The organism is Levilactobacillus paucivorans (assembly GCF_001437125.1).
Classification (GTDB): Bacteria; Bacillota; Bacilli; order Lactobacillales; family Lactobacillaceae; genus Levilactobacillus; species Levilactobacillus paucivorans.
Genome location: NZ_JQCA01000060.1, coordinates 23278 through 48100 on the forward strand (window position 1 = coordinate 23278; position 24823 = coordinate 48100).

A 24823-nucleotide genomic window follows, 5' to 3' on the forward strand; every position below is an offset into this window, starting at 1 on the left:
AAATTACGCTGGCTCTTAGCACCCGATAATCCTATACTTAACACAAAGGAGGCGGAGCACTGTGAAGAAAAAGAGTTCCGATTGTACCGAGATTTTAGTGGGGAAAGCCGCCAGTATGGATGGCTCCACGATTGTTGCGCGTAATGAGGATGGGTATGGGCCAGTCAACCCAATCAAATTTGTGGTGCATCCAGCCACGGATCAGACGCAGGCAACGTTTACGTCGGCTGTAACCGGCGTGACGGTACCCTTACCCGACCATGCCTATCGGTATACGGGAACTCCGCAAGCTGATCAAAGCGATGGCCAGTACGAAGAAGCCGGCATTAACGAATTAAATGTCGGGATGAGTGCGACCGAAACGACGGCGACGAATGCCCGGGTCTTGGGCTACGATCCCCTAGTAAATGATGGGATCAATGAAGAAGCAATGGTTACCCTGGTTCTGCCGTACATCAAGACGGCCAAGGAAGGGGCCCAACGTTTGGGGGCCCTACTGGAAAAGTATGGGACCGGTGAAAGTAACAGTATCGCCTTCAACGACCACAACGAAATTTGGTATTTGGAAACGGCTGGTGGCCATCACTGGGCAGCCATGCGACTTCCCGAAGATACCTATGCCATCGCGCCTAACCAGACGTTGATGCAAGAGGTCGATCTGACCGATAATGACAACTTCCTGGTCGCAACTGACTTGGTTGATTTTGTCGAAAAGAACCACCTGAACCCAACGCCAGGAAGCTTCAACTTCCGCGAAATCTTTGGGACTCACGGTGAGGATGACGCGTACTACAATACGCCACGGACTTGGTATGGGCAAACGCTCTTTAATCCAGAAATTACCGACCAAGAACCCACCGATCAAGACATGCCATTTACGCGGAAGCCAGCGAAGAAGATTGCCATTGAAGACGTGCAGTTCTTCCTGTCTTCTCACTATAACGGCACGCCATACGATCCATTTGGCACCTACGCCTCTGGTTCCGCCAACGATCAACGGAAGTACCGGCCAATTGCCATGGACCGGAATCAATGTTCCTCAATTTTACAGATTAGAAATGACGTCGATGCCGATCACGCGGCAATTCAATGGATTGCCATGGGCTTCTTTGCCTATGCGCCTTACGTGCCATTCTTTACCAACATCAATGACACCCCAGTGGATTACCAGAACACAACGACTTCGGTCGACGTCAACAACGTTTACTGGTTGAATAAGACCTTATCCGTCATCATCGAACCACACTTCCATGAATACGTAGAGAGTGTCAACGCCTTCCGCGAAGGCTGTCAGTCATACGCCCGTTCACGGGTCGCAGCGACTGATGCCGCCGTTGGTGGTGACGTCACAGCATTCTTGACTCAAAGCAATGCGGAGACCGCCGGTGAAATTTCCAAGCGGACCCACGCGTTGTTTGATGAACTGGTTAAGCATGGGTTGAACTTGTCGAAGACGGCTTGGGAAAAGGGCCAGAACCTCTAAGCTATCGTCAGAATTAGAAAAAGTCGTTTGCGTTTCGGAGGAGGAGACTATGCAGAGATGGTTAAAGTTAACGGTAGCCGCTGTCCTGGGGCTGACCGTGGGAACCAGTGTCACGGTAGCTCAGGCCGCTAGTCGGGTCAAGCTACCCGCGTATCCCGTGCAACGAATCTTAACGTTTAAGACCAAGGACACCCCGGTTTACCGGACGTCCAAGGCCGCGGCTCAGGGCCAACACGCCTTAGGTAAGGCCAAGAGTACGACGAAACGGTGGACGGCCACCAAGGTCGTGACGGTCAAGGGGAAGCGCTACGTGCGTTTAGCCCTGGTGAGTGCCAAACCTTTGTCTCATGGGACGATCGTGATTGGCGCGAAGCCAGCCTCGACCAAATTAGTTGGGAGCTACGTCGCCCTGAACAAGCTGAAGGCACACGAAAAGATCAGTCAACTCAAGTCTCTTCAGAAGACGGCCTACTGGGCGCCAACCGCGACGCATGACTTCTGGAACATGCCAGCCAATACGCTGGGAACCACGGTTGCTTTGCACTACGGGAGCACCTATGGTTACCAGACGTTGTATGCGATTCAGTCGTTGACCACGACCAGCAAGAAGCAGTACCTGTACCTGGAAACGGCGGCAGGTAAGACAGCTGGCTGGTTACCAGCAACGGCCCTCAACAAGGGCACTTATCCCGACCTGATCAACCGTGAATTAACGCGCGATCTGACAGGAACGACCACGACCACCACGACCATTGATAAGAAGGGTCACGTTAAGGTGGGCGTTGCCGTCAAGGACGGTGTTGTCCAACGTGTCGTTCTGTTAAAGCAGAACAGCCAGACGATCATCTATGATTTCAAGGCTGGTCGCGTGACGACGCGGACAACCCGAACCGCCACTGGTGCGGTGAAAGAGGTCGCCACGTTGACCCCAACTGATGATACAAATCTGACCTTTAAGGCCCGTGCTAACTTTGATATTCAAGGGATTGTCTATCAGGTTACGGTGACGCCGGCCGGAAAGGTAAGCTTCGTTGACGTCGGTGGGTGGATGGCATAGAAGAGTGTGAAAAAGGGCGGTTAGCCGGTGAGCATTAAGGGTGATAAGCAAAAAATCCGGGTCTTGGATTTATTGCTTATCAGTCTTAAGCGGAACCGGCTGCCCTTTTTCACACGTTTCGACCACATAAAATTCAAAGCAACCCAGGGAGGCATGCCAATCGGCAAGGCCTCCCTTTTGATCTACACATTTTCAAAGGAGTGTTGCCACCTCATAATCGCCACCCCTCAGACTCGAGTGATTGAACGCAATTACCCGGATTGTAGTATAATAAAATTATAATTAATACAATGAATCGATAGTCCCCATCAAGATTTAAATCGAGGACCATCCAGGAGAGGACGCGTCAGAGATGCGGGGAATAAAGTTAGGATTGATTGTGGCGATGGGATTCGTTATCGGAGGGGGTGGCGCGACCACGGCTCAGGCCGCCAAGCGCATCAAGTTAGCGCCATATCCGGTAGATCGGATTATGACCTTCAAGGCCAAGAATACCAAGGTCTACAGCTATCCTCGGGCCAGTCACCCACATAGCAAGTATCTTGGGAAAAACAAGAGTACCAAGCGGACTTGGACGATAACCAAAGTAGTGCGGATTAAGGGCAAGCGCTACGGTAAGATCAGACAAAGTGATCAGATACCGCTACAACATGGATCGGTGATTCGCGGTGTGGTATGGAGCAACCTGAATAGTGGCTACGTTCCGCTCAGCAAGCTGCGGTCGCATAAGAAAATTCAATCATATACGACCATGAAGAAGACGGCTTACTGGCTACCAAACCAAGATCAAGATTTTTGGGATATGCCAGCAGGAACCGTGGGGAATACGAGCGCTGTTGAATACGCGAGAAATTTTGCCTACCAGACAATCTATGCATTTCAAACACTGACGACGGTGACCCATCACCGCTACTTGAATTTTAAGACGGCTAAGGGACAGGAGATCGGCTGGTTGCCAGCAGATGCGGTGTACCGGGGAACTTATTCCGACCCGCTGAAGCGTGAGTTAGCCCGTGATTTGCCGGACACGACGACCAAGATCAAGGTAGTCAATCGGAAGCGCAATCTTAGAGTTGGCGTGGCCAAACGGGATGGTATGGTCCAACGCGTGGTTATCGTGGATGAGGGGAGTGAGACCACCACGATTGATTTCAAGGATGGTCTGGCGGTTAAGAAGATCCATCGACTAGGGGATGGCACCAAGACCCAGGTCAAGGAATTTACTACGCCACAAAGCAAGGTAACCTTCAGACGACTTGTGTGGAGGGATGGTGAGGTTGATGACTATGCGATCACTGTTACTGCAGCCGGCAAGGTTTCTACGGCCATGTCAACCGTAGCTTATGCATGATCAATTAGCCCTGAAGTTATGTTGGCCTTTAATTTATTCGCCAAGCAAACCGGGTGATAGCACACGATCGGTTATTCGGTCATAGAGTAAAATAGGTGTCAGAGTTAGGGGGGGCTTGGCCTCCTGACACTCATACTCAGCAGTTTATTAAACGGATATGTCGGGCGACTACCATCAATTGTTGCTGTGATCGTATTCGTAGCTGGGTTTGTGGGGCTTCCGGGTTATCGGAGGCCTTTTTAATTTGGATTTAAATTGATTTAAAAGGCACGACACACGCACTACGGTTTAAAACTAGATATACTTATCTCTGTTATCGGCGCTGATGGCAAAAATAAACTGTAGAGGAATTGATAAGTATGTCTATTACACCACATTTATTATCTGATTTTGGGGTCTCCACTGAGATTCCTGTCATGACGCCACATAATGCCATGCAAAACTTTATTATCGATAAGCAAAATCCCGGGATTGGTTACGGAACTTTCGGGCCACGTAAAGGAGAATGGCAGATTATTACAAAGTATGCTTATGATGTAAGCAACACTGATGTTACGAAGAACCATATCACGCCACTTTCTTATCTTCGTATTGACCATGGTGTTGATAATAAGAATAATTCTTTTGATCCAGGTCACTCTGGTTCCCTAGATATTTATCACAAGAACGGTCAAACTTATCTACTGATTGCGGATAAGATCGGGGATGCTGTTGACCGCTATGGGACACAGTTAGTTCGCGTTCCAACGGAGTTAGTGGAAACTAATTCGACAATTGCGTACAGTGATTTAGCTCGGCTTGGGACTGTTAACCACATTGGATCAAAGAATATTGGAACACCAAATCGGTTGGAATTTGCGGTTTCTGCCGATGACCAGAATATTGTAATTTGGGTATTCAATGAGGCCACTGAAAGCCTGATGGGATTGTCAGATATTGATGGATTGTTGAATCAGGCAGCACAGACCGCAACAAAGGAGATGTCACTGTCTGGGGCAACGCCAACTGAGATCAGTAACTTCTCAAGCTCAGCGAAGAAAGCTTTATTTAAAGTTCGAGATATTAAGGGCGATACAGTGTCTGGATGTTCTCTGCAAGGGGTGGCATTGACTAATGGGGGCTCAGTCTACGTGGCCTGTGAAACGGCAATCGGGGACCCAATCTCGCAGGCAAATAAAGGCGGAGCCAAAGGAATTTGGAGGTTCAAGGTTGGTGTTAATGCCGTCGGTGTTGGGGACCCAACATCAATTACAAACAACATGTGGCACAAATATTATGTGGCACAAGGTGGTACGCCTGCTTCAGATATTGGCGTTGAAGTTGAGGGTTTACAAGTTGTTGGGGATGATCTTTACCTGGGGGTCGCCTACCATGGTTCGGATACAGCGACCGAGAAAAATCGACTCTATCACTTCGACAAGACACTCGTTTAAGTTGATGACAACCAGTAAATAATTCTAGTGAAAGAAATAAACAAGCCAGACCAAAGTGGGTCTGACTTGTTTTATTTTAAAAATTTTTTGATCATTTTTGTAAACTTTGTACGTAAGCTTGTCCGGCAACTGGATCAGCGGGAATGTCGGTAACATTATTCGACAGGGTTTCAGCATAGACATCTGCTAAGTAACCTAATTGAACGTAGAATTTCTTACTACCAACGTTAACTGTAATCCGATAGCTACCGGGATCGAGATTATAGTTGTCGTAACATCTAAAGACATGACCCAGTGAAACTTTTAGACGGTACAGTGTTTTATGACCAACGCGAACCCTCTTTGTTCCGAATGTCTTGATAGGTTTCGCCAGGTAGTAAGTGTAGACCGTTCTTGAACGCGTGAACTTTTTAATCTTAACTGACTTTGAAAATTTACTGAAGTCAGTCTTATTAGAATTTGTGAGGTAGTTGGTGTAGTAATTTAAGTAATTATCAGCTGTAATAGTGAGAAATGGATTTCCTCGGCGATCGCCATCGAAGTAAGACTGTAAGTTCTTTTCGTGCAAGTCGGGTAGATTATTTGTCCCTTGATGGGCAAATGCCGTGTTTTTGGTGTACAAAGGTGTTTTTGTTTTATTCTTAGTGTCGAGGGTAAAGAGTAATCGGGACGTTTTTGTTCCAATAGCATGGAAAACCTTCTTTTGATTACGCTTTGTCAGGCTTTCGACAATAAAGCTGAATTGGTTTCTGGAAGGAAATTTCCTGCCGCGTACGATAGATCCCCTAGGCAGAACCACCTTCTTTTTTCCATCATAGACGGTTGTCGCGCGGGAGAGCGTGTGGACCTGGGTATCTCCGACTGGCAGAATGACAGGGTCATCGGGGTTAGCACTGTTTTGAATGAGAGCATTGAGATTTTGAATACCAACTTTGTCAAAGGTCTGATCGACCAGCTTACTGGTGGCCGTGACTTTCTTATCTCGCGTTTCCAGGCGAGTAAGAGTTCGTCGCTTGTATTTATCCATGGCCGATGCGTTGGTAACAGTTATACTTCCAGCGATGATTCCTAATAATAGTAATAAACTGATTCTCTTGGCGCTCAATTTAAACAATGCGGTTACCCCCTATAGCTTCCGATACACTAAGTATAACGCTAACCAGCGATCGACGTTATGGTAGGCATGTAAATTATATTCTCATGAAGATTTGCCGGGAGCCCGTGGGTTTCCCCGTGAGATTTGTTATAATGGATCTCGCATTGTGAACTTTGAAAACGAGAGGAATATGAAAATGATTATGATCGGAATGGAAGTTGGGCGGTGGCAGACGTGGTAACTCAACAACATCATCTACGTGGCGTTCTATTGGCTAGTGTGGCCTGCATGTTATGGGGCGTCTCCGGGGTTGCCGCGAGTACCCTGTTTATCTTAAATGCCCATGTGACCCCGCTGTGGTTGACTCAGGTTCGAATGATTAGTGCCGGGTTAATCCTCCTGGTTATGGGCCTCATTATTGGAACGCACCCGTTTGAGATTTTCAAACAACGGTCGACCAGCCTGCGCGTCATCAGCTACGGTCTGCTGGGATTGGTGCCGGTTCAATGGTGCTACTTTGAAGCCGTTAAATACGGAAGTGCGCCGATCGCCACGATCATTCAGTTCCTTGGACCCTTTATTATTAGCATTTATTACTTTTTATTCAAACACACCAAGCCATCCCGCGCCGAGGGCGTTGGCATGGTGATTGCCTTTGTGGGAACGTTTCTAATTGTGACCCATGGGCACTTAAATAGCCTGGCTATCTCACCCGTCGTCCTTTTCTGGGGTGGGTTGTCAGCGGTTGGGGTTGCGACAAATACCCTATTGCCCCGGCCATTATTGCCGAAATTTGGAGCAATTAACGTGACCGGTTGGGGTCTGTTTTTGGCCGGTATTTGCCTGAATGTATTTGGTCCCCTGTGGTTGGTTCCAGTGACGCTGACGTGGCAAGAAGCGGGGCTGATTGCTTTTATCGTGCTGTTTGGGACAATCTTCCCATTCTTGATGTTTGCACACGCTCTGGGATATATTCTCCCAACAACGGCCAGTCTGCTAGATGCCTTCGAGCCCTTGTCGGCTACAGTGTTCTCCGTAATTTTCCTGAATGTCCAACTCACCGGTTTCGATTTGGTGGGGGGAGCCTTGATTATCATTGCGGTCATGATTCTTTCCATCAACGCGCAGAAAATTCTCAATCTTTTCCGTCGTTGGCGGACAGATTAAAATTTAAATTAAAAAGAGTCGTAGCGCTAGCTGACAATTCAGCTGACACTACGACTCTTTAATTTACTTATGGTAGATCGTAAGGAATCGAGCCATAAGGGGTATAGAACTTTTTACCCCCAAGATGCATGATACCGAAATAACTTGATGGCACCGTGTAAGGCATGTCATCGTACTCTGAGTCGTAAGGTGGCGTCTCATAAGTATCTTGAAGGTTAACCAATGCTAATCGGTATTGATGTTTGCCTTTGTAACGAACTTTTGTGGTCTTGAAGCCCTTCAGCTTTTTGGCTAAGTAAAGGTAGCGGGTGTGGCCTTTAATCCGCGTCCGTTTGATTTTAACGGAGGTTGCTGGCTTAGAGCTGTAGACAATCGCGTCATCCTTAGGATTGTTTTGACGGACTTCAACGTACCCATCAGTGGTAATTTGAACCGACTGCTTGGAGAGAAGCGAGCCCCTGTATTGCATGGCAGTCATGCCACCAGAATAGAAGTCGCCGGTGCTCCCGTTCTTAGGAAAGTAAGCGGGGCGTTTAACACGCTTAAAGTTTTTCATCTTTTTGCGATTGTAGATGCTGAGTCCACCTTCTGGTAGCCACAAGCCTTCGCGGTAACCTGGATTGAGAATCTTTTGACTCAACAGTCCGGCACTCAAGAAGAAGGCAGGACCACCGGCATTGGCTTCCCCTTGAATAAGGGTTCCAGCAGGGATGGTTATTGGAATTTTAACATCACCAAACCCTGTATAAGCGGTGAAGGGAACGTTGAAAGTCATTTTCTTTGTGGTTTTATAGAAATCATAGCCACCGATCTGCTTAGCAGCTTTGGCAAATTCCTTTTTAGTGGTTGGATTAATCATCTGACGATGGGGTTCTGATGCTGGTCGATTAGCGCGGCTATCGTCGAAGGGAATTTGTTCATCTCCCTGAGGGTTATATCCTTGTTTAAATCCTTCCGTAGTCACGTAGCCAAGGTCACCGCCGTAGTATGTTTTAAGATGGAAATATGCGGTTTCTTTCCCGTTATGACGCATCGTTACCTTTTGAACGACGTATTCATCGTCGTATGGGTAAAGAAAATTTAATACCATCATCTTCTTTGTGTGGGTCTTATCCCACGCATACCGTGGCTTGGTATATCTTGTTAAGTAATAAGGTGTTGGTGTGATATCTTCACTTGATGTGATCTTGTAGGCAGATGCCTGAGCGGTAGTCGTGGTGAGCATGCCACCACCAACGAATAGCGCCAGCGCGGCAACTACTTTGACGCCTAGTTTTAACATAAAATAGCCTCCTCTAATCCCCGAATATAGTGGACTCCTAATTAAATTGTAAGCCTTTGCATGATGGGGAACAAGCTTAGTCTGATGTTTACTAAAAGTGAATCAAAAGGCACAACCGTATTGAATTTCAGCTACGGTTGTGCCAAGATTGACGAAATTTAATAATATAAATTAATCACCATAAGGAACTTGTCCATAAGGGGTATAGAAAGTCTTTCCTCCAAGATGCATGACGCCATAATAATCTGATGGTACTATGTAGCTCTCGCCATCGGCTTCCATCTCATACGGTGGGGTTTCATAAGTGTCCTGGAGGTTAACCAATGCTAGTCGATATTGATGCTTGCCCTTGTACCGGACCTTTGTGGTCTTGAAGCCCTTCAGTTTTTTGGCTAAGTAAAGGTAGCGGGTGTGGCCCTTAATCCGCGTCCGTTTGATTTTAACGGAGGTTGCTGGCTTAGAGCTGTAGACAATTGCATCGTCCTTAGGATTGTTTTGACGGACTTCAACATACCCATCAGTGGTGATTTGAACCGACTGCTTGGAGAGAAGTGAGCCCCTGTATTGCATGGCAGTCATACCACCAGAATAGAAGTCACCTTCGCTTTTGTTCTTAGGAAAGTAGTCTGGACGTTTAACCCGCTTAAACTTCTTTGTTGACGGAGTGTAGGCAGTGAGGTCTGGCCATAAGCCTTCGCGGTAACCTGAACTGAGAATCTTCTGGTTCAACAAGTTCTCATTAGGGTATAAGCGGCCACTGTCGGTACCCCCTTGGACAATGGTTCCAGCAGGAATGGTTATTGGAAGCTTAATGGATCCATTCCCTGTGTAGGCAGTGAAGCGGATATTGAAGGTCATTCTTTTTGTGATTTTGTAGAAATGAAATTCGCCGATCTGCTTAGCAGCTTTGGCAAACTCTTTTTTGGTAGTTGGATTAATCATCCGACGGTACGGCTTTCGAGCTGGACTTGGGGCAATATAGGGTAAATCCTCATCGCCCTTTGGGTTGAAGCCTTTTTTGAAGCCCTGTGTTGTGACGTAGCCGATCTCTCCGCCATATGGACTTCTAATGTGGAAGTAGTCGACATCTTTGCCGTTATGGTTGAGCGTGACTTTTTGAATGACATAGACAGATACATCTGGGAAAATGTTATTCAACACCGTCATTTTCTTTGTGTGGGTCTTATCCCAGGCATACCGTGTCTTGGTATAGCTCGTTAAGTAGTACGGTGTTGGTGTGATATTCTCAGTTGACGTGATCTTGTAGGCAGATGCCTGAGCGGTGGTCGTGGTGAACATACCGCCACCAACGAATAGCGCTAGCGCGGCAACTACTTTGATTCCTAGTTTTGACATAAAATAGCCTCCTCTAATCCCCGAATATAGTGGACTCCTAATTAAATTGTAAGCCTTTGCATGACGGTAGACAAGTTGATTCTGTGTAGGACTAGTAGCAAAGAAAAAAGAGACACAACCATGTCGAGTTTCAGCGATGGTTGTGTCTCTTGAATTTGATTTTAATTGGGTTGCGGATAGTGTTCACACAACGACTACTGACTAGCATTGACCGTCAGTGTGAGCCGGAGGAGGTCAGGGATGGAGCCGGCCGTGGTGGTGATGTTAGACCGAGTGATTTTCTCGGCCTTACATCACGGGCGACTTTGAAGACCCGCGTTTTTGGCGGGGCTTCAAATCGAGCGAGAAGCCTGGTCCCCAGGCTGAAACGTCCCCACAGCAGGCGGCCTTCTACATCTTTAAGCAAATGCTAGTCCTGAGCAACATCCTTAACAGTCTTAATCCGTAGTGTCATGGCGTTAATCGCCACGATAATGGTACTCAAGGACATGATAACCGCACCAACCATTGGGTCCAACATGAAGCCAACCGGTGCTAAGACCCCGGCGGCCAGTGGAATGGCGATTAAGTTGTAACCGGCACCCCACCAGAGGTTTTCGGTCATCTTACGCCGCGTTGCCCGAGCTAAGTCTAAGAACTGAATGACATCGGCAGGGTCGCTGGAAACGAGGATGATGTCGGCGGATTCAATGGCGACATCGGTCCCAGAGCCAATGGCAATCCCAATGTCAGCACGGGTCAAGCTAGGAGCATCGTTAACGCCATCCCCAATGAAGAGGACCTTGCCTTTTTGCTGGTATTCCTTAACCAAACGTTCCTTGTCTTCGGGCAACAGACGGGCCTGAACATCATCGATCCCGATGTTTGAAGCGACCTTGTTGGCCGTTTCTTGGTTATCCCCGGTCAACATCACTGGGGTGATGCCTTGGTGCTTCAGCGAGGCAATCAATTGCTTTGCGGCAGGCTTGATCTGGTCACCCTGGGCGACGAGACCGAGCACTTGCTCACCGGCAACGAGGTAACTGATCGAGTTGCCTTCCGCAGCAAATTCTGTGAATTGGTCGTGGTCGTATGCTAACTGATGTTGTTCCAGGTAGTTAACGGCAACGACGCCATATGTGGTACCAGCGATAGTTCCAAATTGACCCATCCCAGTTTCTTGGTGGGTGTCAGAGGCACCAGTGAACGTTACGTTCTGCGTTTTAGCAGCGGTTAAAATCCCGGTAGCTAAGGGGTGACTTGATCCATTTTCCAGTCCTGCCATTAAGGCCAAGACGTCGTTGTCGCTGAGGTTATCACTGAGACTAACCAGGTGGTTAACTTTGAATTCACCCATCGTCAGCGTGCCAGTCTTGTCCATCAAAGCGTACTTGATTTGGTTAACTTGTTCCATAGCGTTACGGTTCCGGATCAACAACCCATTTTGAGCGGCGATGGCGGTACTCCGTGAAACTACCAGAGGAACGGCTAAACCTAAGGCGTGAGGACATGCGATAACGAAGACCGCGACGGCTACTGGTAAGGCCACGGCGAGGTTCGCCACGGTGACCCAGACGATGAAGGCCAGAATTCCCACGAAGAGGGCGGCGTAGAACAACCAACCGGCAACCTTGTCGGCGAGGTTTTCTGACTTGGACTTCGAGTGCTTAGCGTCACTGATGAGCTTCATGACCTGGGCCAAGTAACCGGTCTCGCCAGTTCCTGTGACCTTAGCGGTGAAGGTTCCCGTTCCGTTGACGGACCCCCCGATAACGGCATCGCCCACGGCCTTCTTGACGGCCTTAGATTCCCCAGTAACGAGGGACTCGTTGACGTCGGATTCACCTGAAATAATCTTAGCGTCGGCTGGGATTTGTTCCCCAGCGCGCACGGCGACCAGCTGACCAACTTGCAGATCGCTGAGTTGAACATCAGTGGTCTTCCCATTTTCGTCGAGTACGTGGGCTTCTTGTGGCAAGAGTTTGCCCAGTGCTTCAACGGCCGATCCGGCACTCATGACCGTGTTCATTTCAATCCAGTGCCCCAACAGCATGATAACAATCAAGGTTGAGAGTTCCCAGAAGAAATTGTTAACCATCGGGGTGACGTGGAAGAGGTTGTTAGCGATGACGGCGTAGATACTGTAAACGTAGGCTACCCCGATCCCCATGGCGATCAACGTCATCATGGCGGGCCGCTTCATTTGAAGTTCGGCCTTAGCCCCACTGAAGAAGGGCATCCCGCCATAGAAGAAGAGGATGGTGCCGAGGACAGCGACGATCCAGTCACTGCCAGGGAAAACGAGTTGGAAGGGAAGCGTGACGCCCATCATTGGGGACATCAGAATGACCGGAATAGTCAGGATAAGGGAGACCCAGAACTTCCGTTTCAAGTTTCCCATGTGCATCATGTGACCGTCACCCATGTCCATATCCATGTGGCTCATGTCCATGTTACTCATGTCGTGGTGTTCCATGTCCTGGCTGTTCATGTCCATATGGTCCATCTGGCTGTGGTCCATGCCTTTCATATCGTGGTCCATATTCATGTGGTCCATGCCCAAGTGTTGTTCTGATTCGTTCATACTAACAGCTCCCTTCGTAATCGGCGGGCAAGCAATCGCAGGAGACTGCGGTAGGTGCCGTCGTTAACTTCTTTTGTAAGTGGCTAATCAAGGCTTGGATGTCTTCTTGGCTAAGCTCCGTCTCGTCAATCGCATGGACGAAAGCCTTGCCGCGGCACATCGCACACATCTGGCTGAGCTCGGTGGTTAGGGCCGTATCCATGGCGGCCTGTTCGGCAATCAGGGGATGATAGATGTACTGTCGGCCATCCTTGGTCGTTCCCAACGCGCCCTTCTTGACTAGGCGGCCAATCAGGGTCTTAATCGTGGCGGGTTTCCAGTCGTGCTGGCGAACCAATAGGTCAATAATGGTGTGGCTGTCGGCCTGACCCAGTGTCCAGACGATACGCATCACACGCCATTCAGCGTCGGTGATGGTAGCTGTTAATTCAGTGGTTGGCATTCTCGTTCTCTCCTTTGTTTACAAATGTAATCCTCAATCGATAAATTGAGTTTACAACTGTAAACGAAAGGTGTCAAGAAAAAGATGTCGGGCAGATTACAAATCGAATAATAAGTCTTTAAAATTTGGGCAAGATTCCCACGAAGCCCCCCATCCCTTGGTACAATTTGTATAATGGATAAAAAGTTTGCGTTACGAAAGGAGCGAATGTGCTGGTGAGTGGGTTGAAACGATGGTTGCGATTGGGTGTGATTAGCGGACTGATTGCGCTGATCTTAGCGCCAGGTCTGCCAGTCAAAGCGGCGACGACAAAAGTCAGTAAAGTCCCGGCCAGAGCGGCTTACGTAATGGATGCAACGAGTGGCCAAGTGCTCTATCAACAGAATGCGGATAAGCGTTACCCGATTGCTTCGCTATCAAAGTTACTAACGGTGTATCTCACCGTCCAGGCCATTAACGACGGTAAGATTGGCTGGGACGATCAGGTCCCGATGGCTAGTAACCTCATCAAGTTGAGCCACAGCTTTGCCTATTCATCATTACGAATGAAGAACGGTGAGCAATTCACAGTGCGCCAACTCGTGGCGGCCGCGATGATTGCCTCGTCAAACAGTGCAGCGACCGCCTTGGGGGAATACGTTGCCGGGAGCAACGCCAAGTTTGTCGCGCAGATGAACCAACAGAGTGAAGATTGGGGGCTAGAGGCCCACTTCATTAGTTCCTCGGGACTAGACAATACTGATTTGAAGGACTACAACCTTGTGTTACCAGATACCGGTAAATCGGAAGAGAACCTGGTGTCAGCCAAGGCCATTTCGATCGTGGCCCAGCAACTGTTGAAGGCCGATCCAGCCATCACTGAGATTTCCAGCCAGACCCAGGCTAGTGTCAACGGCACCAAGATCTTTAACGAAAACAGCTGTCTGCCAGGGAAAAGCCAGTATAAGAAGGAAAGTCAGATCGATGGCTTGAAGACTGGTTTCACGGAAAATGCCAAGTTGTGTTTCACCGCCACCTATACGGTCGATGGCCAACGGATGGTCGCCACAATTCTGGGTGGGGACACCACGTTCTCCGCGATGAACAAGCTCATTAAACAACTGAAGGCGAGCTATCAATTGGAGACGACACCGCTGTCCAACCAAACGATCTCCCTGTCCAATGGCTTAGCCACCAAAGTGACGGCGCAACCAACCGCCTCACAAGCTGGCGTCTGGTACCAAGATAAGACCGCGGCTTTGACGACGAAGGTCGAAACCAAGCTCACACCGATCCAGCTCAGTAGAGGTATGGTGGGAGCCGGTGATCCGGTGGCCCAAGCCACAGTAACGGACACGCAGACCGGTGCCAAACAGCTAGTGACCTACAAGGCCCAGCAAGCGGCGACAGTCTTTGCAGAACGCGCCGTCTTCGCTGCCAAACACCAGGCGGATCAGTTAATCCAAGCATTGGTCACCCCAATGCAACGTGCGACAACCAAATAACAACCGTGCACAACATTTAGTGTAATCGAAAGTCCCGGAGGGTAAAGACTCCGGGACTTTTTTTGGCTAGTTGCGACCATGTCGAATACAAATTACAAGAAGGGGGTTAGTTAATGAGTATTAACGTCGATAGGCGAATAATCCTGATTCTAAATTATTTGTCTATCGGGGTTAAGCGGAGTTGACTGTTTTTTGTTTCATGTTTCGACTATAGATGTGCAGAGCACAAAAGAGTCTGGAACTTTTGTCCCAGACCCAAAAGCAAAATTGAATTGATTAATTACAAATTATATGCGGCGACTTTGAAGACTCGCGACTTTGGCGAGGCTTCAAATCGAGCGAGAAGCCTGGTCCCCAGGCTGAAGCGTCCCCACAGCAGGCGTAATCCCTGGCAGCCGCAGGCGGCCTTCTAAGCTTTACTTTAAACAACTAGTCCACCGACTGCAAAGCATCGAGCATGTTAATCCGTTTGAGCTTCCGGTGCATAAGCCACATCACCAGCAGACTAAAGGCTAGCGTCAATAACGCCGAATAAATGTAACTCAGAGGATGAATTCCCGGCGAGAACATTAGACTGTCGGTCTCGGCCGTGTTGAGAATATAGCTGTGAAGCCAGTCACCCATGAAGCACCCGACCAGGATACCGAGGACCGTTAAAATCAGGTTTTCTCGGAAGATGTACATCGTGACTTCGTGGTCATAGAAACCGAGCACCTTGATTGTAGAGAGCTCTCGAATACGCTCGGAAACGTTGATATTGGTGAGATTGTAGAGCACAACCAGTGCCAAAGCCCCCGCGGCCACGACGAAGATAATGACGACCAGATCCATGGTGTCGAGCATCTGAAAGTTGGTCTTCTTCTCGGTGCTGAGGAGCGTGACGTTGAGCATGCCCTTGGTCTTTAGGAGGTCGCTGGCAAATTGGTTCTGGGCCCGTTCCCCGTGCTGGGTGAATTGGACCAGGTTGCCATTGTAGATGGCGGCGTGGCCAAAGACCTGGCGATAAGCGGTTGGTGACAAGTAGATGAAATGATTGACGTAGTTTTCGGCAATGGCGGCGACCTTAACTTGCTTTAAGGCACGATTGCCCAGTTTGACTGGTAAATTGTCGCCAACCTTGACGTGATAGAGCTTGGCCAATTTCTCATCAATGATGGCACCGTGGTTGTTGAGGTGGTAGGCCTGATGTGTTTGCCGGTTACGTAGGACAACGAATTGTTTCAACTTTGAAGGCTGTTGCGGCACGCTGAGGGTGGCTGTTTGGTTGGCAATCCCATCCTTTTCGACCGTCACTTGAGACTGTTTTAATACGAGGTCATGGCGGTAGAGGGATTGTCGATGCAGGGCGCGACGTTGCGCGGCGGTCTGCGACCCACTGCGGACCACGACCGCGTCATAGTGCCAGAGCTGGTCGAATTGCTTGAGGCTGATGTCCCCGATGGAATCCTTGAGACCGAATCCGGTGATCATCATGGCCATGCAGCCGGCAATTCCCAGAACCGTCATCAGTAGGCGTTGTTTATAACGGAAGAGATTTCGTAGGGTGACCTTGTGGTTAAAACTCAGTCGACGCCAGAACCCGTGCCAATGTTCCAGCCACAGGGTCTTGCCGGCCTTGGGGGCCTTCGGTTGCATCAGAACGGCGGGGAGACTGTTGAGATCGACGCGCAGAACGATGGCGGCACTCCCCATGGTACAGGCCAGCGCGATGATGAGGGCAATGCCAATGTCGCCCCAGAGATACTGCACGTTGATGGCGGGAAGATTGTACATACTGCCGTAAGCTTGGGCAATGAAGCGGGGAAAGAAATTAACCCCAAAACCTACACCTAGAAGGGTTCCCAGGAGACTCGCGAGGCCCCCGTAGAGGAGAAATTCGCTCCCGATGGCGGAATTACTGTAACCCAGCGCCTTTAGTGTGCCCATTTGAACCCGAAGTTCCGCGACCATTCGCGTCATCGTCGTCAGACAGATCAGCGCAGCAATTGCGATAAAGAAGAGGGGAAAGACCGTAGAGAGGGCCACGACGCGTTGCGTATTTTCGTGATATTCACTGTAGCCGGGATTGGCGGCGCGCCCGCTATAGAGGTAGGTTGGCCGGTCGATGGCCGCAATTTGAGCTTTGGCTTGGGTGATCTTGGCTTGAGCCGCCGTCAGGATAGGAGAATTGGCTGGTAATTGCTGCGCCAGCTGATCGACCTTGGCGGCTTGCGGTGCCAGCTTTGCTCGGGCCTGTTGTTGAAGTTGCGTCTGACGTTTGGCCGCCAACGGCTTGAGCCAGCGCTTGAGTTTAGCGGTGTTGGCCTTGTCCAGACGTTTGTAGGTGGCCGAGTATGGCGTGACGGTTGCCAAATTTTTGAATTGGATGTCGATGCGACTGGCAACGGTCTGCGTCAGGGTCCCCGGTTTCACTAGGGCGAAATAGTCCAGGGTCCCTTTGCCGACGTTGGTGACGCCACGCGTGGCCTTTTCAATATAGCGAGGTGAGGTCACGAAGCCCACAATCTTAAAGGTCCGCCGCTTGAACTGCCGGTTGAGCTTAGTTGTCGTGGCGATCCGGTAAGTGTCGCCGAGCTTGAGACGCGGTTGAAGGACCCGCGCCTGTTGGTCCAAGACAATTTCGTTGGCCTTACGCGGTAGGTGGCCACTGACCATGGTGAGGCGGTTAAGCCGTTGTTTAGCGGGGATCTCAGCGACCCGAACGGCGCGGTTATTGTTCAGTTGGTTAATGTCTAGGTATTTAACTGCCTGATAGGTTAAGGCGTTGCGGTGCCGATGCAACACGGCCAGGTCATTTTTCGTGAGGCCGGCCGTGGATTGGACACTGTTGGTGGCGAGCTTTTGGCGCGCGTAGTAGTCATCGGCGGCTTGGAGCATGTCGGGTCCAGTTGCGCGGATACCAGTGTAGAAGGCGACGCCGAGAAAGATAATCAACATGATCGAGAGAAAGCGGGCCTTGGATCGGCCGATCTCCCGAAGAATGGCTTTGAAATAAGCTTTTGTCATTTTGCCACCTACCATTCAATCTCGGCAACGGGGGTCGGGTGATCGTTGTGGTGGACCGACTGAACGCGGGCATCATTGATGTGGATGACCTGATCGCCCATCTCAGCAATGGCGCTGTTGTGGGTGACGATGATAACCGTCATGTTGGTCTGCCGAGCGCCGTCCTGAATAACTTGGAGCACCTGTTTCCCCGTTTGATAATCCAAGGCCCCTGTGGGTTCGTCACATAACAGAAGTTTGGGATTCTTGGCGATGGCCCGAGCAATGGCGACCCGCTGCTGTTCTCCACCGGAGAGTTGGGCGGGAAAGTTTCCGGCCCGGTCGGCGAGACCCACCAGCCGCAAAGTTTCCCCGACGTCGTGGGCATCCGCGGTGATTTGGGAAGCCAGCTCGACGTTTTCTCTGGCGGTCAGATTGGGAACCAGATTGTAAAATTGAAAAACGAAGCCGACGTCCTGGCGCCGGTAGGTCGTGAGTTGCTTGGCATTCAGTTGGGCAATGTCTTTGCCATCAATGAGGACCTGACCACTGGTGGGGCTGTCCATCCCGCCTAAGATATTGAGCAGGGTCGATTTGCCGGCACCACTGGGTCCGAGAATCGTGACAATTTCGCCTTGTTCGACGGCGAAGGAGATGTCATGATTGGCGATCGTTTCTTGGTCGCCTTGGATAAATTTACGCGTTTCATTTTTAACTTCTATGTAGGACATGCGTTGTGCCTCCTGGTCTGATGGGACTGGTTTTTCCGGTCCTGAATCGCTAGTCCAATTGTAGGCGGAAACGCCGGTTTACGCAACGGGAAACGGTTACATTAGGGTATACTTGAGATAGTGTTTGATTAGAGTCAAAAAGGTCGCCTGCGGCAACCAGACAGAGGGGCAGACCTGAAGCCTGAAAGGCGGTCTTCAGGGCAACCTTGAACCTCGAAAACCACGAGTTTCAAAGTTGGCCGTGCTCTAAGTCGAGACAAACCCTCGACTAAGACCACCGACACGGGGGTTCTGCCCGGTTGCCTCCGGCTGGCGTTAAGCTTAATTTTATTAGGGTATACCCTAATGCTGATGTTGCATTCCTGAATGTGTAAGCTTTGAAGTTAATCGGTTATTGCCATTCCAAATAGAAAGAGGTTGTTCAAATGAAAGTTGTCATTGTTGGTGGTGTGGCTGGCGGGATGTCCGCGGCGACGCGGTTGCGGCGGTTGGACGAAGACGCCGAGATTGTCGTCTTGGAAAAGGGTCCTTATGTGTCGTTTGCGAACTGCGGGTTGCCTTACTATCTCTCGGGTGAGATTGCCGATCGCAGTGATCTCATCGTGCAGACGGCGGACAAGCTCCGGCAACGGTTCAATCTCGATGTGCGGCCGAACCACGAAGTGACGCAGATTTTACCGGCGGATCACGCGGTGGTCGTTCGTCATGACGGGCAAGAGAGTCGAGAACATTATGACCGGCTGATCTTGTCACCGGGAGCGACGCCTGTGGTGCCGCCGATTACGGGCTTAGATATTGCCGAAAACGTCCACGTCTTACGGAATATTCCCGATCTCGATGGTCTCATGGCAGGGCTGAAGGCTGATCAACCAGCGTTAGTCGTTGGTGGCGGCTTTATTGGCCTAGAGGTGGCCGAAGCCCTGACCAAGCGTGGGGTTGCCGTGACCGTGGTGGAACAAGCCGAACATGTTCTTCCGGCATTGGATACCGAGATGGCGGTGTTTGTTGAAAATGAACTCCGTCAGCATGGCGTCCGGGTCGTGACTGGCCAAGCCGTGGCGGCCTTTCAGGATCGGGGGCAGACGGCAGTCTTAACTGATGGCACGAAGATTTCCACGGGGCTGACCTTGTTGGCTGTCGGGGTTCGTCCGGATACCCACTTAGCCAAGGGAGCTGGTTTGAAACTGGGGCTGCGGGGCGGACTCGTCGTTGACCATCACTACCAAACCAGTGACCCTGCCATCTATGCGGTGGGGGATGCGATTGTCGTTAACCAGGTGCTGGATGGCACGCCAACGCTGATTCCGTTGGCCTCGCCGGCTAATCGTCAGGGGCGGCAGGTGGCCGATAATTTAGCTGGCCTCGACCGACCGAACCGGGGGAGTCTGGGAACCGCCATCGTGCGGACCTTTGACCTCACGGCGGCCGCGACCGGATTTAGCGAGCAACAAGCCAAAGAAAAAGGACTGGCGGTCAGCGTGGTTCACGTGCGTGGCACCAGTCATGCCGGGTATTTCCCCGGCGGCACCCCCTTACTCCTGAAACTCATTTTCAATACCGACTCCGGTGCGATCTATGGCGCTCAGGGGGTTGGCAAGGCGGGGGTCGATAAACGCCTAGACGTCTTGGCGACCGCTATCAAGGGTGGCCTCACGGTGGCTGATCTTCCCGAATTGGAATTGACGTATGCGCCCCCATTTGGATCGGCCAAGGATCCCGTGAACATGCTGGGCTATGCGGCGCAAAACGTGATGGATGGCCTCAGTCACTCGATTCAGTGGTCCGAGCTGCCGGCGGCACTTCAGGCCGGCAAACGGGTGCTGGATGTTCGGAATACGGCGGAGCTCAGTGAGGGCGTCTTTCCAAACTCCGTGACGATTCCGCTCAATGAATTGCGGGATCGGTTGGACGAACTGGACCCCAAGCAGGCCTACGTGGTTAGTTGTTTCAGTGGACAACGAAGCTACATGGCCGAGCGGATCTTGCGGCAACACGGGTTTGACGTGGTTAATTTAGACGGGGCCTTCAATCTGTATCGGGCAGTGCGTCCTCAAGATTTGGTCAAATTTTAGCCAAAAAGTCCTTGCCTTCGAGTGGCCCTAAGGGGCTAAGATGGGGACCATAAACTGAAATGGAGGAGACGCAATGCCGACAATTACAGATGAATTTACCTTAAATAATGATTTAAAAATGCCCAAGGTTGGCTTTGGAACCTGGCAAACGCGGCCCGGTAAGGAGACTTACGATGCCGTGACCAACGCCTTAACGGCCGGTTACCGTTTCATCGATACCGCCAAGGCTTACCAGAACGAACAGAGCGTGGGCGAGGCTATCGCCGACAGTGATGTGGCACGTGAGGACATCTTCGTGCAAACGAAGTTACCTGCCGAATCGAAGAGTTACGATGCCGCAATGGCTGATTTCGAAAGCAGTTTAGCTGCCTTGAACCTGGACTATGTGGATTCTTACATCATCCACGCACCATGGCCATGGGCCCAAATGGGCAGTAACCATGACGCCGAGAACCGTGACGTTTGGCGGGCCATGCAAGATATCTACAAGAGAGGCCGTGCCAAGGCCATTGGGGTATCTAACTTCAATTCCCATGATCTTGAAAACCTGTTAACGTGGGCCGGTCTGACGGTTAAGCCCGCCGTTGACCAAATTCAATACTACGTGGGGCACACGCAAGACACAATTGTAAAGACGGCCAAGGCCAACCAGATTCTGGTTCAGGCTTACTCTCCACTGGCAACCGGTGGTTTGGTCGATAGCCCAGAACTCGAACGCGTTGCTGGCAACTACAACGTGTCGATTCCCCAATTAGCTTTGCGTTTCGTCATCCAAAACGGCGTTGCCCCACTACCAAAGGCCCGGGCAATGGCCCACGTCGAAGCCAACGCCAAGCTCGACTTCGAAATCAACGACAAGGACATGGCGTTCTTGAACCGCTTAAGTGATGCCAACGGCTGGCATCCAGTTGGAGATTAAGGCCAGAGTGCAAAAATAGCCGTTTAGGTCCTGAGCATTAACGTCGTATCCGTGATGACCCCGAACTTGGGTCATTACGGATACGGGGTTAAGCGCAGGGACCTGGCTATTTTTGCACGTTTCGGAAGCCGCCCCCCCAAGGATCAAGCGGCGGAAGCCGATCCGGTTCCAACACATTAAACAAGTCTAACTATTCAAGAAATAAGAATCACAAGAAAACAGACAACAGTCAATCTGACCAGAACTATCAGACAGACCACAGCGAAAAAGCCAAACCGACACTCCCCCGTCTCGGTTTGGCTTTTTTGTGTTAATTTTTAAATAAACTATGCTTAAAAGTTATACACGATGATTTGATTTAAGTATTGGCTATATTCAATCAGACTTCCTATACTGGCATTGATAACCAAAGGAGGTCATCAACATGACAGAACCCGCAATTTTTCAACGGGCCTTATCCGGCAAACCCTTGGACTTTACCGGGGCAGACTTTCAACTGGTCAATCAGACCGTTCAAAAGACACAAGAGCTGCTGAAAAAATTTAACCATATCGATCAGACCAATGCCGAACGACGCGCCACGCTGAGTCGTGTCGTGGGGTACCGCATCCCTGAGTCAACCGAGGTGAATGCCCCGGTACACAGCGACTTTGGCCCACATCTCTTTTTCGGTAAAAATGTCTACGTCAATCAAGGCGTGATGTTTGTGGATTTGGGCGGCATTTATTTGGCAGATGGGGCCCTGATTGGTCCGGGCGCCATGTTGATCACGGTCAATCATGTCGAAGATCCCGCCCATCGGCGTGACGTCTATGCCAAGTCGATTCACATTGAAAAGAATGCTTGGGTCGGTGCTAAGGCCCTGATTCTCCCTGGAGTCACGGTGGGTGAAAATGCCATCGTCGGAGCCGGGGCCATTGTGACCAAGGACGTCCCAGCCAATATGGTTGTCGTGGGATCGCCCGCTCAGATCTTACGCCGCGTGAAAGGAAGTACACCAGATGGAAATTAAGTGGCTCTTGCTTGGTCTCAGTCTAGTTGGGTTATCCGGCTGTGCGTCACAACCAACAGTTAGGCCGGTTAGGGCCAGTTCTGCGGCGTCGTCGACGAAGACGAGCCATCGGCATTCAACAAGCACCGCGATTCAAGTCACCATTGCCGGTCACCGGTTGAAGGCGCACCTGAACCGGAGCCAACCGGCGAAACAGTTGCGCCGCCAGTTACCGGCCACCTTTCGGTTTAACGGGATGGGTGCCGGCGATCCTGAAAAGACGAGCGACTTGAAGCAGGCACTGCGGGTGAAGCACACGCCAAACGGGGCCGATCCGCATCCTGGCGATATTGCCTATTGGTCCCCCCAACCCCGACTGGCCTTCTACTGGGGGGGATGTGGCGACTTATCGAGGAATTCACGTGTTGGGTCATTTTGACCAACGGCGCCAAGCGGAAAAGCTGATTCGCCAGCAACATCGACCGTTCACCGTTAGAATCACCGCCGACTAGTTCGGCTTAATTCTCGACGGGCGTCAACTCGGATCGAATCTGCGCCAGTAACGCCTGGGCGGCGGTAGACAGACGCTGACCCTTTAACCAGACGAGACTAGATCCAGATGAGGTCCGTGGTTCCAGGGGAACAAAGGTGAGGTCGGATTGATTTGTGTTGATGATTCCGTCGAGGCCTAATGCGCTCCCAACCCCGGCCGAGACCAGGAGAGAGGCGTTGTACAGCAAGTTGTAGGTGGCCGCGACGTGCAGGTCGGCCGTGTCCAGTCCAAAGAGAGCGTGGATGCGCTGACTACCGCCTTGTTGCGGCAAGATGAGCGTGGCATGGGCGATGTCGTCGAGACTTACCGTGGCTTGTTGGGCCAGCGGCGAGCGATTCTGGACCAGAAGACCCCAGCGACTCTCGCCAGGTAACCGCAAGAAGTCATAGTCGCTCTTGTCCGTGGGTTCCATGACGACGCCGAAATCAAAGACGCCGGAGCCGAGTTGTTGGTGGATATCACTGGCGTCGGTGCTGACAAGGTTAATTTGGACGTGTGGATGTCGCTGATTCAGGTGGCCGATGGCCTGCGCCACGGTCAACATGCTTCGCGCCTCGGCACTGCCAACGTAGACGGCCCCCCGAACGTCCTGTTCCTGATGGATATTGGCCAGCGTCTTGTCGGTCAAGGACAGGATTTGCTTGGCCTGATTGGCAAAGTATTCACCATCGGCCGTTAGCTGAATGCTGCGATTACCCCGCTCGAAAAGGACCGTGCCAAGCTCGGCCTCTAACTCTTTGAGTTGCCGTGAAACGGTGGGTTGCGAGACGTGGAGCCGTTCCGAAGCCTGACTGATATTCTTTTCCTGAACAACCATCAAAAAGTAACGTAAGACGCGTAATTCCATCGTCACCATCTCCTATAACTAATTTGTATAGCGCTTAATTTGATCTAAGCATTCGACATATCAAAAGTCAACTTATAAGATAGACCTTGAAGATAAGCACAGAAGGGAACGAGGGTAGATGAAAAAATGGACGACAGAACGGCTACAAGCCTTCGCCACGGCCGATGACCTGCGGATCTCGCCATTTTATAGCGATGGCCAGACCTATGGGACGCCAACTTGGATTTGGTCCGTGGTTGTGGGTGAGCACCTGTACGTTCGGGCCTGGAATGGTCAGCGTTCGTCGTGGTATCACTCGGCGATTGACCAGCGGGCGGGACGCATCTACTTGACCGGTCGGACCTTTCAGGTGGGGTTTCGTCCCGTCATCAGTGAGGCCGAATTGACCACCCGGATTGATAACGCCTATCGTCAGAAATATCAGGACAGTGCCTACGTCCAACCGATGTTACAAGCGGGGCCGCAGTCGGCTACCGTAGAAATTTTGCCAGCCTAGAAAGTGAGAGGGATTCCCATGAAAATCAATGAAGCCGCTAAGCAGTTAAGAACCAGTGCATGGACACTCCGCTATTATGAACAGATTGGGATTATGGCGCCGATTACCCGGATCAGTGGGATGCGCGACTATAGCGCCGCTGATCTGGCCCAAATCAAGGGAATCTTGGATCTACGGGACTGTGGTGTCACGATTGAAGAAATTAAGCAGTTCCAAGCGGCCGAATCAAGCGAAGAACAACGCGAGATTTTAACGGATCAGGCCGCAGAGCTACGTGACCAAATTGACCACTTACGGGAATCTCTGGAACGGCTCGAAACGAAGATTACCGACCTGCCAGTCCAGACGTTACAGGCCAGTGCTGCTTGTTAGGCGGGGGCTTTTTATGGATAGGGTGATTGATTAAGCGGATAGAAACGATTGCTAAAAATTAATGCGAAAAAATTGGGGTTAATTTCGTTCCTCGATTTAAAATTGAAGTGCAACACCTGCTCTACTAGACCAGTTCTTTATTC

Annotated in this window: 20 protein-coding genes; 12 read left to right on the plus strand and 8 right to left on the minus strand. The window is 50.7% G+C overall.

Annotated features, from left to right (window positions below):
- The first annotated feature begins 61 nt into the window (after positions 1-61).
- From IV54_RS06175 to IV54_RS06195, 4 genes are all read left to right on the plus strand, one after another.
- The gene (locus tag IV54_RS06175; RefSeq protein WP_057878522.1) at positions 62-1483 is read left to right on the plus strand and encodes a C69 family dipeptidase; all 1422 of its coding nucleotides are present in this window, start codon (positions 62-64) and stop codon (positions 1481-1483) included.
- Positions 1484-1532: 49 nt separating this feature from the next.
- Complete coding sequence (locus tag IV54_RS06180; protein ID WP_057878523.1) at positions 1533-2540, plus strand: GW dipeptide domain-containing protein; 1008 nt, start codon at positions 1533-1535, stop codon at positions 2538-2540.
- Between the two features lie 352 nt (positions 2541-2892).
- The gene (locus IV54_RS06190) at positions 2893-3891 is read left to right on the plus strand and encodes a GW dipeptide domain-containing protein (RefSeq protein ID WP_057878525.1); all 999 of its coding nucleotides are present in this window, start codon (positions 2893-2895) and stop codon (positions 3889-3891) included.
- Between the two features lie 359 nt (positions 3892-4250).
- Complete coding sequence (locus IV54_RS06195; protein ID WP_057878526.1) at positions 4251-5324, plus strand: helveticin J family class III bacteriocin; 1074 nt, start codon at positions 4251-4253, stop codon at positions 5322-5324.
- 91 nt (positions 5325-5415) lie between these two features.
- On the opposite strand, the gene IV54_RS06200 is transcribed toward IV54_RS06195, so the two are convergent.
- A complete protein-coding gene (locus IV54_RS06200) occupies positions 5416-6438 on the minus strand; it encodes a hypothetical protein (RefSeq protein WP_057878527.1) in 1023 nt (340 codons plus the stop codon).
- A gap of 207 nt (positions 6439-6645) precedes the next feature.
- On the opposite strand from IV54_RS06200, the gene IV54_RS06205 reads away from it, so the two are divergent.
- Positions 6646-7587 carry a DMT family transporter gene (locus tag IV54_RS06205; protein WP_420806173.1) on the plus strand — a complete coding sequence of 314 codons (942 nt, stop codon included), beginning with the start codon at positions 6646-6648 and terminating at the stop codon, positions 7585-7587.
- Positions 7588-7654: 67 nt separating this feature from the next.
- Here the strand turns inward: IV54_RS06205 and IV54_RS06210 are convergent, their stop codons facing one another.
- The 4 genes from IV54_RS06210 to IV54_RS06225 form a co-directional block, all read right to left on the minus strand.
- Positions 7655-8869: a hypothetical protein gene (locus IV54_RS06210; RefSeq protein WP_057878528.1), complete on the minus strand. Its 1215-nt coding sequence runs from the start codon at positions 8867-8869 to the stop codon at positions 7655-7657.
- Positions 8870-9040: 171 nt separating this feature from the next.
- A complete protein-coding gene (locus IV54_RS06215) occupies positions 9041-10225 on the minus strand; it encodes a hypothetical protein (RefSeq protein ID WP_057878529.1) in 1185 nt (394 codons plus the stop codon).
- Positions 10226-10634: 409 nt separating this feature from the next.
- Positions 10635-12746: a heavy metal translocating P-type ATPase gene (locus IV54_RS06220; RefSeq protein WP_420806174.1), complete on the minus strand. Its 2112-nt coding sequence runs from the start codon at positions 12744-12746 to the stop codon at positions 10635-10637.
- A 43-nt stretch (positions 12747-12789) separates the two neighbouring features.
- A complete protein-coding gene (locus tag IV54_RS06225; protein WP_057878530.1) occupies positions 12790-13230 on the minus strand; it encodes a CopY/TcrY family copper transport repressor in 441 nt (146 codons plus the stop codon).
- Positions 13231-13445: 215 nt separating this feature from the next.
- Between IV54_RS06225 and IV54_RS06230 the strand changes: the two genes are divergently transcribed.
- Positions 13446-14714: a D-alanyl-D-alanine carboxypeptidase family protein gene (locus IV54_RS06230; protein WP_057878531.1), complete on the plus strand. Its 1269-nt coding sequence runs from the start codon at positions 13446-13448 to the stop codon at positions 14712-14714.
- A gap of 429 nt (positions 14715-15143) precedes the next feature.
- Here IV54_RS06230 and IV54_RS06235 read toward each other — a convergent pair whose 3' ends face one another.
- Positions 15144-17720 (minus strand): ABC transporter permease, encoded by a 2577-nt coding sequence (locus tag IV54_RS06235; protein WP_157054370.1) that lies wholly within the window; start codon positions 17718-17720, stop codon positions 15144-15146.
- 8 nt (positions 17721-17728) lie between these two features.
- A complete protein-coding gene (locus IV54_RS06240) occupies positions 17729-18430 on the minus strand; it encodes an ABC transporter ATP-binding protein (protein ID WP_057878533.1) in 702 nt (233 codons plus the stop codon).
- Positions 18431-18855: 425 nt separating this feature from the next.
- Between IV54_RS06240 and IV54_RS06245 the strand changes: the two genes are divergently transcribed.
- The 4 genes from IV54_RS06245 to IV54_RS06260 all read left to right on the plus strand — a co-directional run bounded on the left by IV54_RS06245 (position 18856) and on the right by IV54_RS06260 (position 22851).
- Positions 18856-20502 carry an FAD-dependent oxidoreductase gene (locus IV54_RS06245; protein ID WP_057878534.1) on the plus strand — a complete coding sequence of 549 codons (1647 nt, stop codon included), beginning with the start codon at positions 18856-18858 and terminating at the stop codon, positions 20500-20502.
- 73 nt (positions 20503-20575) lie between these two features.
- Positions 20576-21421 (plus strand): aldo/keto reductase family protein, encoded by an 846-nt coding sequence (locus IV54_RS06250; RefSeq protein ID WP_057878535.1) that lies wholly within the window; start codon positions 20576-20578, stop codon positions 21419-21421.
- A gap of 424 nt (positions 21422-21845) precedes the next feature.
- Positions 21846-22433 (plus strand): DapH/DapD/GlmU-related protein, encoded by a 588-nt coding sequence (locus IV54_RS06255; protein ID WP_057878536.1) that lies wholly within the window; start codon positions 21846-21848, stop codon positions 22431-22433.
- Positions 22423-22851 carry a cyclophilin-like fold protein gene (locus tag IV54_RS06260; RefSeq protein WP_057878537.1) on the plus strand — a complete coding sequence of 143 codons (429 nt, stop codon included), beginning with the start codon at positions 22423-22425 and terminating at the stop codon, positions 22849-22851. The genes IV54_RS06255 and IV54_RS06260 overlap by 11 nt, the downstream gene beginning before the upstream one ends.
- A 79-nt stretch (positions 22852-22930) precedes the next feature.
- Here the strand turns inward: IV54_RS06260 and IV54_RS06265 are convergent, their stop codons facing one another.
- Positions 22931-23812: a LysR family transcriptional regulator gene (locus IV54_RS06265; RefSeq protein WP_057878538.1), complete on the minus strand. Its 882-nt coding sequence runs from the start codon at positions 23810-23812 to the stop codon at positions 22931-22933.
- Between the two features lie 118 nt (positions 23813-23930).
- Between IV54_RS06265 and IV54_RS06270 the strand changes: the two genes are divergently transcribed.
- The gene (locus IV54_RS06270; protein WP_057878539.1) at positions 23931-24308 is read left to right on the plus strand and encodes a DUF2255 family protein; all 378 of its coding nucleotides are present in this window, start codon (positions 23931-23933) and stop codon (positions 24306-24308) included.
- A gap of 18 nt (positions 24309-24326) precedes the next feature.
- Positions 24327-24680, plus strand: a complete 354-nt coding sequence (locus IV54_RS06275; protein WP_057878540.1) for a MerR family transcriptional regulator — start codon at positions 24327-24329, stop codon at positions 24678-24680.
- The last annotated feature ends 143 nt before the right edge of the window (positions 24681-24823 follow it).